General features: G+C 68.2%; 16 protein-coding genes. 11 read left to right on the top strand and 5 right to left on the bottom strand.

Translation table 11 applies throughout. From position 1 onward, the window contains the following. The first annotated feature begins 84 nt into the window (after positions 1 to 84). On the top strand, positions 85 to 822 hold the full coding sequence (locus tag ABI214_RS13670) for an IclR family transcriptional regulator (protein WP_348603085.1): 738 nt from the start codon (positions 85 to 87) through the stop codon (positions 820 to 822). Positions 823 to 834: 12 nt separating this feature from the next. On the opposite strand, the gene ABI214_RS13665 is transcribed toward ABI214_RS13670, so the two are convergent. Further along, complete coding sequence (locus tag ABI214_RS13665) at positions 835 to 1,485, bottom strand: winged helix DNA-binding protein (RefSeq protein ID WP_348603084.1); 651 nt, start codon at positions 1,483 to 1,485, stop codon at positions 835 to 837. 287 nt (positions 1,486 to 1,772) lie between these two features. Here ABI214_RS13665 and ABI214_RS13660 point away from each other — a divergent pair, with 287 nt between their 5' ends. The 9 genes from ABI214_RS13660 (at position 1,773) to ABI214_RS13620 (ending at position 12,132) form a co-directional block, all read left to right on the top strand. Beyond that, a complete protein-coding gene (locus ABI214_RS13660; RefSeq protein WP_348603083.1) occupies positions 1,773 to 2,966 on the top strand; it encodes a Rieske 2Fe-2S domain-containing protein in 1,194 nt (397 codons plus the stop codon). 2 nt (positions 2,967 to 2,968) lie between these two features. Next, positions 2,969 to 4,021: a 2Fe-2S iron-sulfur cluster binding domain-containing protein gene (locus tag ABI214_RS13655; protein ID WP_348603082.1), complete on the top strand. Its 1,053-nt coding sequence runs from the start codon at positions 2,969 to 2,971 to the stop codon at positions 4,019 to 4,021. Positions 4,022 to 4,074: 53 nt separating this feature from the next. Next, positions 4,075 to 4,953: a VOC family protein gene (locus ABI214_RS13650; RefSeq protein WP_348603081.1), complete on the top strand. Its 879-nt coding sequence runs from the start codon at positions 4,075 to 4,077 to the stop codon at positions 4,951 to 4,953. 5 nt (positions 4,954 to 4,958) lie between these two features. Continuing rightward, a complete protein-coding gene (locus ABI214_RS13645) occupies positions 4,959 to 6,275 on the top strand; it encodes an amidase (RefSeq protein WP_348603080.1) in 1,317 nt (438 codons plus the stop codon). After that, positions 6,268 to 7,602 (top strand): M20 family metallopeptidase, encoded by a 1,335-nt coding sequence (locus ABI214_RS13640; RefSeq protein ID WP_348603079.1) that lies wholly within the window; start codon positions 6,268 to 6,270, stop codon positions 7,600 to 7,602. The genes ABI214_RS13645 and ABI214_RS13640 overlap by 8 nt, the downstream gene beginning before the upstream one ends. Next, a complete protein-coding gene (locus tag ABI214_RS13635; RefSeq protein ID WP_348603078.1) occupies positions 7,599 to 8,354 on the top strand; it encodes an aspartate/glutamate racemase family protein in 756 nt (251 codons plus the stop codon). Before ABI214_RS13640 ends, ABI214_RS13635 begins: the two co-directional genes overlap by 4 nt. An 8-nt stretch (positions 8,355 to 8,362) precedes the next feature. Then, positions 8,363 to 9,202 carry an alpha/beta fold hydrolase gene (locus tag ABI214_RS13630; RefSeq protein WP_348603077.1) on the top strand — a complete coding sequence of 280 codons (840 nt, stop codon included), beginning with the start codon at positions 8,363 to 8,365 and terminating at the stop codon, positions 9,200 to 9,202. After that, a complete protein-coding gene (locus ABI214_RS13625) occupies positions 9,199 to 10,692 on the top strand; it encodes a flavin-containing monooxygenase (RefSeq protein WP_348603076.1) in 1,494 nt (497 codons plus the stop codon). Before ABI214_RS13630 ends, ABI214_RS13625 begins: the two co-directional genes overlap by 4 nt. A 138-nt stretch (positions 10,693 to 10,830) precedes the next feature. Further along, a complete protein-coding gene (locus tag ABI214_RS13620; protein ID WP_348603075.1) occupies positions 10,831 to 12,132 on the top strand; it encodes an alpha/beta hydrolase family protein in 1,302 nt (433 codons plus the stop codon). 1 nt (position 12,133) lies between these two features. Here the strand turns inward: ABI214_RS13620 and rraA are convergent, their stop codons facing one another. From rraA to ABI214_RS13600, 4 genes are read right to left on the bottom strand one after another with little or no spacing between them, the layout of a single operon-like run. Then, the gene (gene rraA, locus ABI214_RS13615) at positions 12,134 to 12,604 is read right to left on the bottom strand and encodes a ribonuclease E activity regulator RraA (RefSeq protein WP_348603074.1); all 471 of its coding nucleotides are present in this window, start codon (positions 12,602 to 12,604) and stop codon (positions 12,134 to 12,136) included. 60 nt (positions 12,605 to 12,664) lie between these two features. Then, positions 12,665 to 13,045, bottom strand: a complete 381-nt coding sequence (locus ABI214_RS13610) for a DUF5313 family protein (RefSeq protein WP_348603073.1) — start codon at positions 13,043 to 13,045, stop codon at positions 12,665 to 12,667. A 25-nt stretch (positions 13,046 to 13,070) separates the two neighbouring features. Continuing rightward, a complete protein-coding gene (locus ABI214_RS13605; RefSeq protein ID WP_348603072.1) occupies positions 13,071 to 14,108 on the bottom strand; it encodes a phosphotransferase family protein in 1,038 nt (345 codons plus the stop codon). Positions 14,109 to 14,122: 14 nt separating this feature from the next. Continuing rightward, a complete protein-coding gene (locus ABI214_RS13600; protein WP_348603071.1) occupies positions 14,123 to 14,707 on the bottom strand; it encodes a TetR/AcrR family transcriptional regulator in 585 nt (194 codons plus the stop codon). A gap of 141 nt (positions 14,708 to 14,848) precedes the next feature. On the opposite strand from ABI214_RS13600, the gene ABI214_RS13595 reads away from it, so the two are divergent. Further along, entirely contained in the window at positions 14,849 to 15,676 is an 828-nt protein-coding gene (locus tag ABI214_RS13595) for a sugar phosphate isomerase/epimerase family protein (protein WP_348603070.1), read from the top strand. Positions 15,677 to 15,734: the final 58 nt, after the last annotated feature.

Below are 15,734 nucleotides of genomic sequence, written 5' to 3'. Positions count from 1 at the left end.
TGTGGACCGACGTGCTACATTGTGGTCCGGCTAACGTATAGCCCGCGATGCTCGCCGTCAACCGACGCGTGTGAAAGGTCTTGAATGAACAGTGTTCTCACCGCGCTCCGGGTCTTCGAGGAGGTCGCGGCCGCGCAGCCCGTCGGACTGTCGGAGCTGAGTAAGCGCCTCGACGTTCCCAAGAGCACGGTTCAGCGGTGCCTCAAGACCCTCGCCGACGCCGGCTGGTTGCGCCCCGCGACGGGCGACGCGGGACGCTGGGTGATCACCGGCCGGGCCTTCAGTCTGGGCAGTGCGATGTCGGCCGGCGACGATCTGCGCGACGTCGCGCTTCCCGAGCTGAGCCGGTTGCAGGCCGAGACCGGAGAGACCGTCCACCTGGCGGTTCCGGACGGAAGCGAGCTGGTGCTGATCGAGCGCCTGGACAGCGCTCACCAGCTGCGGGCCTTCCTCCCGTTGGGGACGCGGTTGCCCCTGCATGCGGCGTCGACGGGCAAGGCGTACCTCGCGTCGTTGCCGGACGCCCAGGTCGAGGAGTTCCTGTCGGCCGAGCTCGCCCCGCTGACCGAGCGCACCGTGACCGATCCGGCGGCGCTTCGTCGGGAGATCGCGGAGATCCGCCGCCGCGGGTACGCGGTTACCGACCAGGGGCTGCACGACGGGATCGCGGCCGTCGCGGTCGCCCTGCGCGGGCGGGGTGGAGCCCTGCGCGGCTGCTTCAGCGTCTCCGGTCCCGCCTCGCGGCTGACCCCGGATCTCTACGAGGTGTACGGCGAGAAGGCGCTGGTCGTACGCGACGCGATCGAGCGGTTCCTGTCCTGACCGGACCGACCGTCAGGACTGGGTGCGCTTGCTCCGCGAGCGGGTCTTGCCGGCGGTCTTCGGCGGCGCGTCCACGGCCGCGGACTCGTCGTCGGGCAGGGGCTCGAACAACACTGCGGTGTTGATGGCGGCGATCTCGCGACTGGCCGCCTCATAGAGCCCGGTGAGGACCTGCATCGACCGCACCGCGTGATGCATCTTGGTGGTGATGTCGCTCAGCTCCTCCAGGTTGGAAACGAGCGTCTGCCGACGCAGTTGCGCGTACCTGTCGGTGATCTCGCGCCCCTTCTCGGTGACGGTGAACACCGACGACGTCCCGGACTTCGTCCGTTCGAGCAGCCCCATGCTCACCAACTTGCGCAGGTTGTACTGGAGATTCGGCAGGTCGTCCCGGTTGGTCAGCTGGGCGATCGTGGCGGTGTCCTTCGATCGCTCCTGCATGCGCACGACGTGCAGCGCGACCACCTCGTTGAACGCCAGATCGAGATCGGCGGACACGCGAATCGCCTGCACCGCGAAACGCTGGAACCCGCCCTCCACCTGGAGGATTGCGAACTCGAACGCCGTCAGCGCCTCCTCGTAGGCGTTCTCCGCGAGGTGCCAGCGCCGTCCCGGCGCGAGCGACTCGGGCTGTCCGGGTGACGTGGGCTCGGTGCTGCTCATCTTCTCCGTCGCTGTTCGCTCGGCGTGGACCTGGCGGCGCGGCATCCGAAATCGATACGCGCTGTGGTGCAACGGTATCAGGGCCAATGAAGGCAAACATTGAACTGATTCATAGATCATTCATAAAATTTCTATTGACACTCCATGGACAACTGATACTGTGACTCGCAACACCGCGAGTGTTTCGACTTCTCAGAACGTGCGGCCCACAGCCCGGGCCCCGCACATCCGGCGCAGATCTACGCAGCTGACAGCCACATCCCATCTCAGACCACACGGAGGTCTCGATGACCACTACTTCCCACAGCGGCTCGTCCGCCGGGGTCACCCGGCAGTACGCGCCCTACGTCAAGGCGGACTGGGGCTACGCCAACCACTGGTATCCCGCACTGCTGTCCGACGAACTCGAGGACGGCACCGTCAAGGGCATCACGATCGGCGGCCACGACATCGCCGTCCGTCGTTCGGCCGGCAAGGCGTACGCGATCTCGGACCGCTGCATGCACCGCGGCGTGAAGCTGTCGGCCAAGCCGATGTGCCTGTCGGAGGGCACCATCACGTGCTGGTACCACGGCTTCACGTACGGCCTCGAGGACGGCAGCCTCACCACGATCGTCGGCAACCCCGACGATTCGCTGATCGGCAAGGCCGGCATCCGCACGTACCCCGCCGAAGAGGTCAACGGCATCATCTATGTCTTCGTCGGCGACGAGGACTACGGCACCCCGCCGCCGCTGAGCAGCGACCTGCCCGCGCGAGTCACCAACGACCCCAACGACAATCCGGTGCCGCACCTCCTGGACGAGGGCATCGTGATCCGCGGCATCCACCGCAAGCTGGTCGGCAACTGGCGCCTGGCCGCCGAGAACGGCCTCGACCCGGGACACCTGCTCGTCCACTGGGACAACCAGATCCTGGTGGCGCTCGACCGGGCGCTGCCGCTCGGCGTCAACGCCCTCACCGATTCGGCGACCGAGGAGATCGACATCCCGGACGGGCCGAAGGGCGTCATGAACCGGTACGACCGCCCGGACCTCTACAAGCCGGTCCTCGACAACCCCAAGGTCAACATGAAGGCGCGCGGCACGGTGCCGCACTACTTCCGTACCTCGCTGTGGGTTCCGGGTGTCCTCATGGTGGAGCACTGGCCGATCACGGACGTCGTCCAGTACGAGTTCTACGTCCCGATCGACGATCACCACCACGAGTATTGGGAGATCATCGCGACTCGGGCCACCACCGACGAGGACATCGCCGAGTTCAACTTCAAGTACGACAACTTCATGCTGCCGCTGGCGCTCGAAGGCTTCAACAACAGCGACGTCTTCGCCCGCGAGGCCACCGAGGAGCACTACACGAGGTTCGACGGCTGGAACAACGAAGTGCTGTGCGACATGGACTACTCCATCGTCGCCTGGCGCAAGATGGCGGCGCGCCACCCGCGTGGCTTCTTCGAGTCGCCCTTCCAGGACGAGGACTGACCATGTCCATCGCCCCGATCGACGCAATTCCGGAGTATGCAGTGACCACGAACGACGTCCACCTCAAGTTCACGGACGGGACGAAGACCATTTCGGTGCCGGCCGGCACCACGATTCTCGAGGCAGCGAACGCGGCCGGTGTCCGACTGGTGAGTCAGTGCAAGGTCGGTACCTGCGGAACCTGCGTCGGTCGGGTCGCGTGCGGCGAAGTGATGATGCCCGAGGGCAGGGTCTACTCGCTACGGCAGGAGGAGATGGCCGCCGGCCATCGACTCCTGTGCCAGTCGCACGCATTCGCGGACTCCGAGGTGGAACTGGACTACCCGGCCTCGATGCTGGACGAGCATCCGGTGATCGCCACGACCGCGAAGGTCGGTGCGGTCAGCCGGCTCGGTGAGTCGGTGGTCGAGCTGCAGCTCAAACTCCCCAAGTCGGTGCGGTTTTCGTTCCGTGCCGGTCAGTACGTCCGGATGCGGGTCCCCGGCACCGACGAGTGGCGCTCCTACTCGATGGCGTCGGGGGAACGCGACCGGAAGAAGCTCTCCTTCACCATCAGGGTGCTCCCGTCCGGCGTGATGTCGGACTACCTCCGCAGCAGTGCCGCGGTCGGCGACCAGATCGAAATCGAAGGGCCGATCGGAGGCTTCGGGCTCGGAGAGGATTCGGGTCCGAAACTGATGATCGCCGGCGGAACCGGTCTGGCGCCGATGCTGTCGATGCTGGAGACCCTGCAGACCGCGCGCGACGATCACCCGATCAGTCTCGTGTTCGGCTGCACCCGCGGGGCCGACCTGTTCCACCTCGACGAGCTCGACGCGCGCCGGAGCTTCATGCGGAACCTGGCGGTCCGGGTCGTCGTCGACGAGCCTGTCGAGATCCCCGACGTCCTGGTCGGGAATCCGGTCAGCGTCCTGACGGCGGATGACGTCGCGCATCCGCAGACGTCCGCGTACCTGTGCGGCCCTCCGGCGATGTTGCAGGCCGCCGAGCAGCGCCTGCTCGAACTCGGGATGCCGGCGGAGCGAATCCACGCCGAGCAGTTCCTTCCCAGCTAGATCGCGATCGAGCTGCGCCGCGACGCGGTTCGACTTCCGAACAGAGGCAAGAGATGAGTATTTCCCGTCTGGGCGCCCTGAGCGTCGACGTCACGGACATCGAGGCGTGGCGCCACGTGCTGGTCGACCTCCTGGGCCTGCACGCCCGGCCCCGCGAGTCCGATCGGGACCCGCTGTTGATCCGCATCGACGATCACCATCACCGGATCGCGCTGTACCCCGCGTCCGAGGACCGGATCCGGTCCATCACGTGGGAGGTCGACAACCTCGAGGAGCTCCGGGCGATCGCAGAGCGCGTCGACGCCGAGGGCATCGCTGTGGAGTGGATCTCCACGGGTGCGCCGGAGGAGCGGATGGCGGTGGCGGCCTTCCGCTTCGTCGACGCCGACGGGTTCCCGAACGAGGTGTGCTTCGGCCCTACGATCGATCACCTGCCGTTGGCACAGGGCGGCGTGATCAGCGGCTTCGTCACCGGTGAGCTCGGCCTGGGCCACGTCGTCCTGATGTGCAACGACTACCCGAAGGCGGTCGACTTCTACACCCGGGTCCTCGGATTCCGGTTGACGGACTACATCGTGTGGGACGGTGCGGACGCCACGTTCCTGCACTGCAATCCGCGTCACCACAGCCTGGCGCTGATGAACGAGTGCTTCAGCTTCCAGGGCGGGGACTTCAACCATCTGATGCTCGAGGTGGCATCGCTCGACGACGTCGGCCGCGCCTACGACATCGTCAACGACGCCGCCATCTCGCTGCAGATGACCTTCGGCCGGCACACCAACGACGGGGTGACGTCGTTCTACCTGCGCACCCCTTCTGGATTCGCTATCGAGATCGGCTACGGCGGCGACCTCGTCGACTCCGACGGCTGGGAGGTCAAGACCTTCCGTTCGCCGTCTCGCTGGGGTCACGAACCCCAGAAGGCGGAGTGAGCGGGATGTCAGTCGTCTCCTCGCCTTTCGCGGACATCCTGACCGACGAGCACCTCAGTTCCGCCGCGGTCGAACACTGTCTCGAACGCATCGATGCCCGGGACCACGCGATCAAGGCGTGGGCCCACCTGGATCCCGATCTGGCTTTGGCGCAGGCCCGGTCCCGCGACGCCGAGCCGCGGCGCTCGGCACTGCACGGAATCCCGTTCGGCCTCAAGGACATCATCGAGACCGGGGATCAGCCGACCGGCTACGGCTCCGAGCTGTGGACGGGTTGGCGTCCGGAGCGGGACGCCGAGGTGGTGCGGCGCCTGCGCCGGGACGGGGCCGTGATCCTCGGGAAGACCACCACCACCGAGTTCGCCACCTATCGTCCGACGGAGACTCGGAACCCGCACGGGTTGGGGCACACTCCCGGCGGCTCGTCGAGTGGTTCGGCGGCCGCGGTGGCGGACGGCCAGGTGCCGTTGGCCCTCGGCACGCAGACGGCCGGCTCGGTGCTGCGCCCGGGCTCGTTCTGCGGCGTATTCACCCTCAAGCCGACGTACGGCCGGTGGCCGTTCGACGGGGTGCTCCCGGTGGCGCTCACCCTCGACACCGTCGGCGGGTTCGCCCGCCATCCCGCATGGTTGGGCGCCCTGGACGAGTCCCTCGCCTCGGACGGGGTGCACACCCCGGACACCGTGATCCTGCCGGCGCTGCGGGACATGCGCGTGGGCGTGCTCCGCCCGCCGTGGGCGGACCGGGCGACCCCCACCGCCGCGCGCATGCTCGAGGAGTTCCGTTCGGGCATGGGCGAAGTGGTGGCGGACGTCCGCGACATCGAGGTGCCGGCGCATCTCGCGGAACTCGACGACGCGCACACCCTCCTCATGGCGGCCGAGGCGTCCGCGGCCCTCGCCGAGCGGATCCACCGTCCCTGTCCGGAACGGATCAGCGACCAGTTGCACGCCTTCCTCCTCGCCGGCCGGACCGCGCCGGCGAGCGAGATCCAGCGGGCGCGTCGGGTACTGCGTTCTGCGCGAGCGTTCGTGGACCGGGCCTTCGCGGACGTGGACCTGCTGCTGACCCTCGCGGCGCCCGGCGAGGCGCCGGCGGGACTGGCGAGCACGGGCGATCCGGTGTTCAACAAGCTGGCCAGCGTGAGCGGCTGTCCGGCGGTCGGGTTGCCCACCGGGCGAGGCGCCTACGGGCTGCCGCTCGGAATCCAGCTCATCGCGCCGGCACACGCCGACCAGGCGCTGGTTCGGGTGGCCACCAGCCTCACTGACGGCGTCGGACTGGCGGCGCGCCCGGAACCGGAGGAGGACGAACGTGACTGAGCCGGAGACGACGGTACGGCTGCTGCTCGACGATACGCGTCGGGAGATGTACGAGAAGGTCTGCTCCAAGCTGGATCCGGACCGGTTCCGCGACCTGCTGGTCGACCTGATCGACATCCACAGCCCGACGGGCCAGGAGCGGGCCGCGTCCGAGTTCATGGCGACCCACCTCCGGGATCGGGTGGGGATCGACGCGCGATACCAGCCCGTCTCGGAGAACACCGGCAACGCCGTCGGTGAGCTGTGCGGAACGGGCGGAGGAAGCCGTCTGCTGCTGTACGCGCCCATCGACACCCACATCGATCCCGAGTCGGATGTGCCGTGGGTGGGGAAGTCGTTGCGCCCCGACATGATTCCCGAGGCGAAGGTCGACGGCGATCTCGTGATCGGACTGGGCGCCTCGAACCCGAAGTGCATGGTCGCCGGACTCACCGAGGTGATGAACGCGGTCGTCGACGCGGACCTCCCGCTGATCGGGGACCTCGCGATCGGATTCGCCGGCGGCGGCATGCCGGTGACGATGAGCGGCCGCGACCACGTGGGCATGAGCAGCGGCGTGTTCCACATGCTCACCCACGGCATGATGCCGGACCACGCGGTCGTGCTGAAGCCGTGGTGGGCGGTGTACCCCGAGGAACCGGGAATGTGCTGGTTCAAGGTGTCGGTGCGCGGCACGTTCGGCTACGCGGGCATCACGCGGGGCACGGAGGGCTTCCGCTCGTCGATCGTCCCGGCCGCGACCGTGATCCAGGAGATCGAGCAGTGGCTGCCGCAGTACACCGCACGGAACACTTCGGGATCCACCCTGCCCGAGGGCTGGATCTCGGCCGTGCGCTCCGGCAGCCCCGACAAGCCGGCGTTCCCGTCGGCCACCACGGAGGTCTACCTCGACGTCCGGGTCAACCCACGGGTCACCCCCGCCGACGTCCGGCACCAGTTCGCGGAGATGATCGCCGATGTGCGGCGTCGTCACCCCGACATCGAACTGGACTGGGAGACGTACGGCTCCCTCCCCGGCGGCATGACGGATCCGTCGAACTGGATCATCCAGTCCTGCCGTCGCGGTTGGGAGGAGGTCGAGGGCCGGCCCTACGAGACGACCCCGCTGCTCGGCGGCCAGACCGACGGCACCCTGATCCGTCGTCTCGGAATCCCCTGTGCCCGAATTGGTTATCCCTGGCCGCCCGCGACCGCCCCCGACGAACTGAACGAGGGGCTGGGCGGCATGGGCGTTGCATCGGTGTCCGACGTGATGATGGCGACCCGTGCGGTCGCCTACGCCGTCGTCGACACCCTCACTCGTACCAGAGAGGAACTCGAACTGTGAATCGTGTACTGAACATCGTGCCGGTCCCGGTGCCGCCGGAGGCATTGGACGCGTTCGCATCCCAGCTCTCCGGTGACTTCGTGCACCCGGCATTCGAGAACGTCTTCGTGTCGGCCCGCGCGGGTGGCGGCGCGCTCGACAGCGCCTACGAGACCACGCTCGCGGACGCCTTCGTGCTCGACGCCGGATGCCGGGCGGAGGAGCAGGGGTACGCAGGCGTGTGCGTCAACTCGATGAGCGATTCCGCGCTCGCGGCCCTCCGGTCGCGGTTGACGATCCCGGTCGTCGCACCGAGCCAGGCCACGATGCTGCTCGCGTGCCTGCTCGGCAAGCGGTTCTCGGTGGTGACGATGTGGCCGCAGTGGCACGAGCTCTACCACAAGGCGGCGCGCGAGAACGGGCTCACCGCACGCCTGGCGTCGGTGCGCGACATCGGTGTCCGCCCCGACGCCGCCGAACTGCTGGCCGGCAAGGAGGAATTCGTCTTCGCCGCGCTCGAACGCGAGGCCCGGGCCGCGGTGGAGGAGGACGGCGCCGACGTGATCGTCCTGGGTTCGACGACGATGCACCAGAGCCACGCCTACCTGTCGTCCGTGCTCGACGTTCCGGTGCTCAATCCCGGTGTCGTGGCCTACAAGATGTGCGAGATGCTGGTGCAGACCGGACTCGCGCACAGCAAGCGTGCCTACCCGTCGCCCGAACGACCGCAGGACGATCTGCTCGCGGCCGTGGCGTCCGTCTTCCAGAGCTAGGACTCGACATGACAACCGACATCAATCCCGAGATCGGGAAGAGTCTGCGGACCGGATCCTTCGACACCAACTATCACGACGTCGGCACCGGCGACCCGGTGTTGCTGCTGCACGGTTCGGGAGCGGGCGTGTCCGCCTGGGCCAACTGGCGCGGTCTGATTCCTGTTCTCGCAGAGAACTTTCGAGTGATCGCACCCGACCTGGTCGGATTCGGCCACACCTCGCTGCCCGAGCCTGCGCGGTTCGAGATCTTCGATACGTGGATCGACCAGATCCTGGCGCTGCTCGACGGGCTGGACATCCCGAAGGTGCACGTGGTGGGCAACTCCTTCGGTGGCGGTCTGGCGTTGCACCTCGCGACACGGTTCCCGGACCGGCTGGGTCGCATCGTCCTGATGGGGGCCGGCGGCGTGAAGTTCGACTTCACCCCGGAACTCGACGCGCTGTGGGGCTACACCCCGTCGGTCGAGAACATGAAGAAGATCATGGACATCATGGCGTACGACCGGTCGCTCGTGACGGACGAGCTCGCCGAGTTGCGTTACCGCGCAACGATTCGCCCGGGCGCTCAGGAGGCGTTCGAGATGGTGTTCCCCGAGCCGCGGCAGCGCCACCTCGACGCCCAGATCGTGCCCGACGACGCGCTGGCGAAGATCGAACACGAGGTGCTCATCCTCCACGGCCGCGAGGACCGGGTCGTTCCGGTGGCGGCGTCCCAGCACATGTTCGACACCATCCCCAACTCGCAGCTGCACGTGTTCGGGAAGTGCGGCCACTGGACCCAGATCGAGCACGCCAACCGTTTCCAGCAGCTGGTGGGACAGTTCCTCGGTGAGGCACTCGCGTGAGAGTCGCGATCATCGGCGCGGGTGTCGCGGGCCTGTCCTCGGCGAAGGTGCTCGGGCAGTTCGGCTTCGACGTCACGGTGTACGACCGCACGCCGGACGTCGGCGGGGTGTGGAGTGTGACGCGTCGCTACCCGGGGGTGACCACGCAGAACAACAAGGGCACCTACGCCTTCTCGGACTTTCCGATGCCGAGGGACTATCCCGAGTGGCCCACTGGAGAAGAGGTGCAGCGGTACCTGGCCGGGTACGCCGAGCACTTCGGGTTGGAGCCGCACCTGCGCCTGGGCACCGAGGTGACCGCGGCCGTCCAGGACGAGGACAGCGGGGCCTGGTCGGTGACGTCCCGTGACGTCGGGTCCGGCCGGGTCGACGAGCAGCAGTACGACCGGCTCGTGATCGCGAACGGCATCTTCTGCGACCCCTTCGTGCCCCCGTATCCCGGCGTGGCGGACTACGAGCAGGCCGGCGGGCGACTGTGTGCTGCGTCCGACTTCCACAGTCTCGGGGACGCCGCGGGCAAGGACATCCTGGTGGTGGGCTACGGAAAGTCGGCGTGCGACGTCGCCGAGGCACTCAGCGAGGTCTCCGCCTCGATGACGGTCGTGGCCCGCGAAGTCACCTGGAAGATGCCGCGGAAGCTCGGAAACGTAGTGAACTACAAGTACATTCTGCTCACTCGACTGAGCGAGGGGCTCTTCGGGCACATCGATCAGCGTGGATTCGGACGCTTCCTCACCGGTCCCGGTCGCTTCCTGCGCAACGGACTGCTCGGCGCCGTCCAGTCCGTCGCACGGAAGCAGTTGCTCCTCGATCGAGTCGGACTGGTGCCCGAGGGCTCGTTCGAGCGGATCGTCCGGCACGCGGTGAGCCTGGCGACGGAGCAGTTCTACGAGAAGGTGGCGGACGGCACGATCGGGGTGCGCCGCGGAACCGTCATCTCCGCGCTGCACGAGAAGGACGGCAAGCCGGTCGCAGAGCTCAGCGACGGCACCGTGGTGCCCGCGGATGTCGTCGTGTGCGCCACCGGCTTCCAGCAGCGGGTGCCGTTCCTGACGGAGGAGATGCAGGACCGGCTGACCGACGACGAGGGCAACTTCCTGCTCTACCGGCAGATTCTGCCGCTCGACGTCCCGAATCTGTACTTCGTCGGATACGGCTCGTCGCTGTTCAGCCCGCTCAGCGCCGAGGCCGCCGCACTGTGGACGGCCGATCACATGCTCGGTGGCACGCAGTTGCCGGCGCTCGAGGAGCGGCGCGCCTTCGTGCGGATGCGGCTGGACTGGATGATCGAACGCAGCGAGGGCAAGCCGGCCCGCGGCACGAACATCATTCCGTTCTCGTTGCGGCAGGTCGACGAGGTGCTGGACGAGATCGATGCGAACGTCGGGCCGCTCACCCGACTGTCGCAGTGGTTCCTGCCCGCGCGTCCCGCGTCCTACCGGCACTCGACCCAGGTGCTGCTGCGCCGCCACGGGAGGGGCGGCCGGTAGCGCGTCCCGGGCGGGGTCGACGGATCGATCCGTCGGCCCCGCTGTCTGCGTTCGCGCTCGTCGGCGACCGGGCATACTGATGTTCGACGGCGTTCTCGTCGGTGAGAACGGCACTCCGCGGGTGGACGGAGGAACACCATGGCCGAGATGACGGTGACCGCGAGTGCGCTGACGATCATGCTGTCCCGCGGGGAGAAGGTTGCGGGGCTGCGCGGCGACATCACCATCCCGCTCGGGTACGTCCGCGACGTCGACGTCGTCGCCGACGCCTTCGCGAACATACGCGGCATGCGTGCGCCGGGTCTCGCGGTTCCCGGTCGGGTCCGGATCGGCACGTGGCGCGGCGGGGGACTGCGGACGTTCGCCGTCGCCCACCGCGGCGTGCCCGCTTTGCGGGTGCACACCGTCGGCACCGCGGCCGGCGCGGACTTCGACCGGTTGATCGTCACCACCCCGGATGCGACGGCCGTCGCGCAGCGGGTGCGCGAAGCGCTGTCGGCGGGGCGGCCCGAGTTCACCGAGCGGGAGGTGACCTTCGAATCCTTCGACGGGACGACGCTGGCGGGCATGCTCGCGGTGCCGAGCGGGGGAGAGTCGGGTCCGGTGGCCCTGGTCCTGGGCGGCTCCGGTGAGATCGATCGGGACGGCGACCACCCCCGGATGCCGATCGGGGTCAGCCGGGCGATCGCGCACGCACTGGCGCGGAACGGGGTGGCGTCGCTGCGGTACGACAAGCGTGGCGTCGGCGCGTCGGGCGGCGACTACATGACCGCGGGGTTCGGCGACAACCTGGCGGACGCCGCTGCCGCCGTCGAATGGCTGCGCACGACAGGGGAATTCGTACGGGATGCGGTCGCGGTGATCGGTCACAGCGAGGGCGCCTGTCTGGCGATGTCCCTCGGTGCCCGCGACGGCGGCGCGCCGGCGGCGGTGGTGCTGTTGGCCGGGCCCGCGGCGACCGGGCGGGCCGTGCTGCTGTGGCAACTGGGCAAGGCGGTCGACGGACAGCCGCGTGCGGTGCGGTCGATCCTCGGGTTGCTCCGGATCGACGTGCAGGCCAGGCAGCGCAAGGCCTTCGACAAGCTGGCGCACAGCGAGGGCGACGTCGCACGCCTCGGCACGCGCAAGGTGAATGCGCGGTGGTTCCGGGAGTTCCTGGAGTTCGATCCGAAACCACTTCTACGGGAGAACTATTCGCCGGTACTGGCCATCACGGGCGCAAAGGACATCCAGGTCGATCCGGACGATCTCGCGGCGATCGCCGACCTCGTCCCGGGCAACGTGGACACCGTGCGGGTCCCGGATCTGACGCACCTGCTCCGACGGGATCCGAACCCGCCGTCGCTGGGCGTGTACCGGAAGCTCGTGCGCGAACCGGTGGACGCCGAGGTGCGGTCGCTGGTGGCCGACTGGACCGCCGGCCACCTGCGACGCGTCTGAGTCAGCGGACGACGACGCCGTCGTCGTCGCTGTAGACCGTCTCGCCCGGGTTGAAGGTGACGCCGCCGAAGGAGACCGGCACGTTCTTCTCGCCGGAACCGGTCTGGGTGCTCTTGCGCGGGTTGGTGCCGAGCGCCTTGATGCCGATGTCGAGGGTGCGCAGGATCGCCGAGTCGCGCACCGCGCCGTTGACGATGACGCCCGCCCAGCCGTTGGAGACGCCGCGCCCGGCGATGATGTCGCCGACCAGGGCCGTGTGCACACTCGCGTCGCCGTCGACGACCAGGACGCCGCCGTTGCCCGGCTCGCTGAGGGTCTGCTTGACCAGCAGGTTGTCCTGGAAGCACTTGATGGTGGTGACCGGTCCGGAGAACGCTGCCCGTGCACCGAACTGGATGAACTGGGTGTCGCAGCTGCGGATCTCCGGGCCGATCTCGTCGGCCAAGTCGGCGGTGGCCACCGGCTCGCTCATGGTTACTTCCCTTCGTCGGTTCACCCGGTACCCTAGTTGACCGGTCGGTAACTTGGCTGGTCAGCCGCGTCCGTGACGCCGCTCGTAGTCGTCGCGGATCCGCTCGGCGCGACGCTGCACCTTCTCGGCGACCAGGTCGGGGTCCAGTCCGTGGCTCTCCAGCCGGTGCCGGCGGTACACCCGCATCAGCGCGATCGCGAAGTACACCAGCGGGAGGAACAGCAGCGCCATCATCGCCAGCGGAACCCAGACCGGGCCGGGGATGAGCAGGAACAGCGCGAGGATGGGCAGCACCGGGACCGTGAACCGGATCAGGTAGCGCGCCGAGGCGCCGGGGCCGACGAGATCGTTGCGGACCCAGTCCTGCAGCGACGGCGGCAGCGTCCGCCCGAACTGGTATCCCACGTACTGCCCGAAGGTGGGGCGTTGAGGTGCCGACATGGGTCCCAGGGTAGAACGGCCGAGTTCAGAGCCGTTGCGCGTACCGCCACGCCTGGGCCGCGAGCCGCTCGGCCTGGGCGCCGAAGGACTCCGGGGAACGGTCGCTCGCGCCCATCGCGCCGCGCAGGGTCCGCGTGTAGACACCCTCGACGATGCACGCGATCTTCCACCAGTTGTAGGCGATGTAGAAGTCGATGTCGGGCACCGTGTCCGGTCGTACGGCGGCGAGATACTGCTCGATCAGTGCGTCGCGCGACGGGAATCCGGGCACCCGGGTGGGCGGATTCTCGAGTGCGCACACCTCGTCGTCGGGGTGGGCCCAGTACGCGAGGAGCTGACCGAGGTCCGCGAGCGGGTCTCCGACGGTCGCCAGCTCCCAGTCGAGGATGCCGCCGATCGTGCCGTCGGGGGAGAACAGGCAGTTGTCGAGGCGGAAGTCGCCGTGGACGATACGTGCGGGTCCCTGCACCGGGATGCGTTCGACCAGTCGGTCGTGGGCGCGGCCGATGTCGTCGAGGACGCGGACGCGGTCCTCTGCCCAGTTCGTGGACCAGCGCCGCAACTGCCTGGACACGTAGTCGTCACGATCCGCGAGTTCGCCCCAGCCGACGTCACGTGGGTCGACGGCGTGCATGTCGGCGAGCGCCCGCACCAGTGCGGTTGCGACCGCCGGCCGGTGGTCGTCGGGCACCGTGGCCGTGACGGTCTCGGGGTCCCGGAGCACCACCCCGTCGATGTGGTTCATCACGAAGAACGGTGCACCCGTGACGGCGTCGTCGTCGCACCTGCCGGCAACGAGCGGCGCCGGGACCGGGGTCTCCCGCAGACGGTCGAGCACCTCGGCCTCGCGCAGGACGTCGTGGGCACGCGAGTGCGCCATGCCGAGCGGCGGCCGCCGCAGGACCCATCGGGCGCCGGGTTCGTCGGTCGCCAGATAGGTCAGGTTCGAGCGGCCGCCGGCGATGCGCTCGAGGCGCACCGGTCCGCGCACACCGTCGATGTGCTCGACGAACCAGGCCGAGACCGCTTCGTCGCGGATCCCGGTATCGGTGAGACTGCTCATCGCAAACCTTTCTGTCAGGACTTGGCCTGGACACCTTCCAGGAACACCGACACGACGGAGTCCGCGAGCTGGTCGATTCCGAAATCGCCGGTGGGGGTGAACCAACGCAGTGACAGCCAGACGGCGTCGCGAATGAGCCCGTACAGCAGTTCGGCGGGGAGATCGGAGCGGAACGCGCCGTCGGCGATGCCCTTCTCGATCACCGTCATCCAGGCTTCCTTGGTGGTCCGGGCGGCCGCTCGGATCTTCCTGTGGGAGGGAAGTTTACGGAGATACGTCCCGTTGTTCTGGTAGATCTCCGACGCGTGCGGATGGGCCTGGCTGACGCGGAACGACGCCTTGACCAGTTCGTCGAGACGGGTCCGCGGGTCGCTCGTCGACTCGAGGATCTCCTTGTACTCGTGGGTGAGGTCGTCGAGGTAGCGCGAGACGATCAGGTCGGCGATCGCGTCCTTCGACGGGAAGTAGTGATAGAGGCTCCCCGACAGGATGCCCACACCGTCCGCGATGTCGCGGACCTTGGTCCCCGCGATGCCCTTCGTCGCGAACAGCTCTGCGGCCTGCTCCATGATCAGGGTGTGGCGCTCCGACCACTCCATGTCTACCTCCGTGTGCGGGACTGCTGGTGACCGGCGCGGATCGCCGGTTCGGAACGAGACTATACGGCGCATCAAACATTTGCTACATTGCGACGGCGCCACGATGTGGACATCGTCACCTGCACTGCGACAGGAGGATTCGTGCATCAGTTGTCTCGGGTATCGTCCGCTGACGGACTCCCCGCTCTCAGTATCTGCCTGGCCGCGACGGCCGAACGGCCCGTCGAGGAGTCGTTGGCGATGCTGCGCCGCATCGGGGCGGACCGGTTCGGGCTGCTCGCCGCCACCATGACGCGTCAGGGCTGGCGGGAGTCGATCGAGGCGATCGAGGCGGGTGGCCTGCCCGTCGAGTTCGTCGCGGGTGGGGTTCGTGCGATGGCCGACAACGACGCCGGCTGGGCCGCGAACATCGCCAACCTGCGGCAGGCCGTCGATGCCGCGGTGGAAATGGGCGCTTCCACGGTGTGTTTCACATCCGGCGGGTCCGGGGCGCTGTCCTGGGAGGACGCCGCCTCGGCGGTGCTCGAGCGGTTCGCGCCGTTCGTGGATCGTGCTCGCGAATGCGGGGTGGACCTGGCGCTGGAGAACACGATGTCGATCCGGTCGGGGATCAGTTTCGTGCACTCCGTCGCGGATGCGGCGGAACTGGCCCGCATGTTGGGTGTCGGACTGTGCGTCGACCTGTATTCGGCGTGGCAGGAGCGCGGACTGATGCGCACGCTCGCCGACAACCTCGACCTGATCCGGCTGGTGCAGATCGGTGACCACCGGGTCGAGGCCACCTCGGTGCCGGACCGGTGGGTGCCGGGGGACGGGCACATACCGCTGGCGCGAATGGTGCGTGAGGTTCGCGAACTGGGTTACGCCGGCGTCGTGGACCTGGAACTTCTCGGCCCGGCGATCGACGAGGAGGGCGCCGAGAGTGCGCTGGCCCGCGGTCTGAAGTGGATGCGCGAGTACGTGCCGTGATCGGGCCGTGCATCGCGCAGCAAATGTTTGATACATCCACCGGTTCCGGTCTCCGGGA

This window comes from Prescottella soli, from assembly GCF_040024445.1.
Lineage (GTDB): Bacteria > Actinomycetota > Actinomycetes > Mycobacteriales > Mycobacteriaceae > Prescottella > Prescottella soli.
Note: the sequence above shows the minus strand (reverse complement) of the source record. Positions and strands in the feature narration are given on the sequence as shown.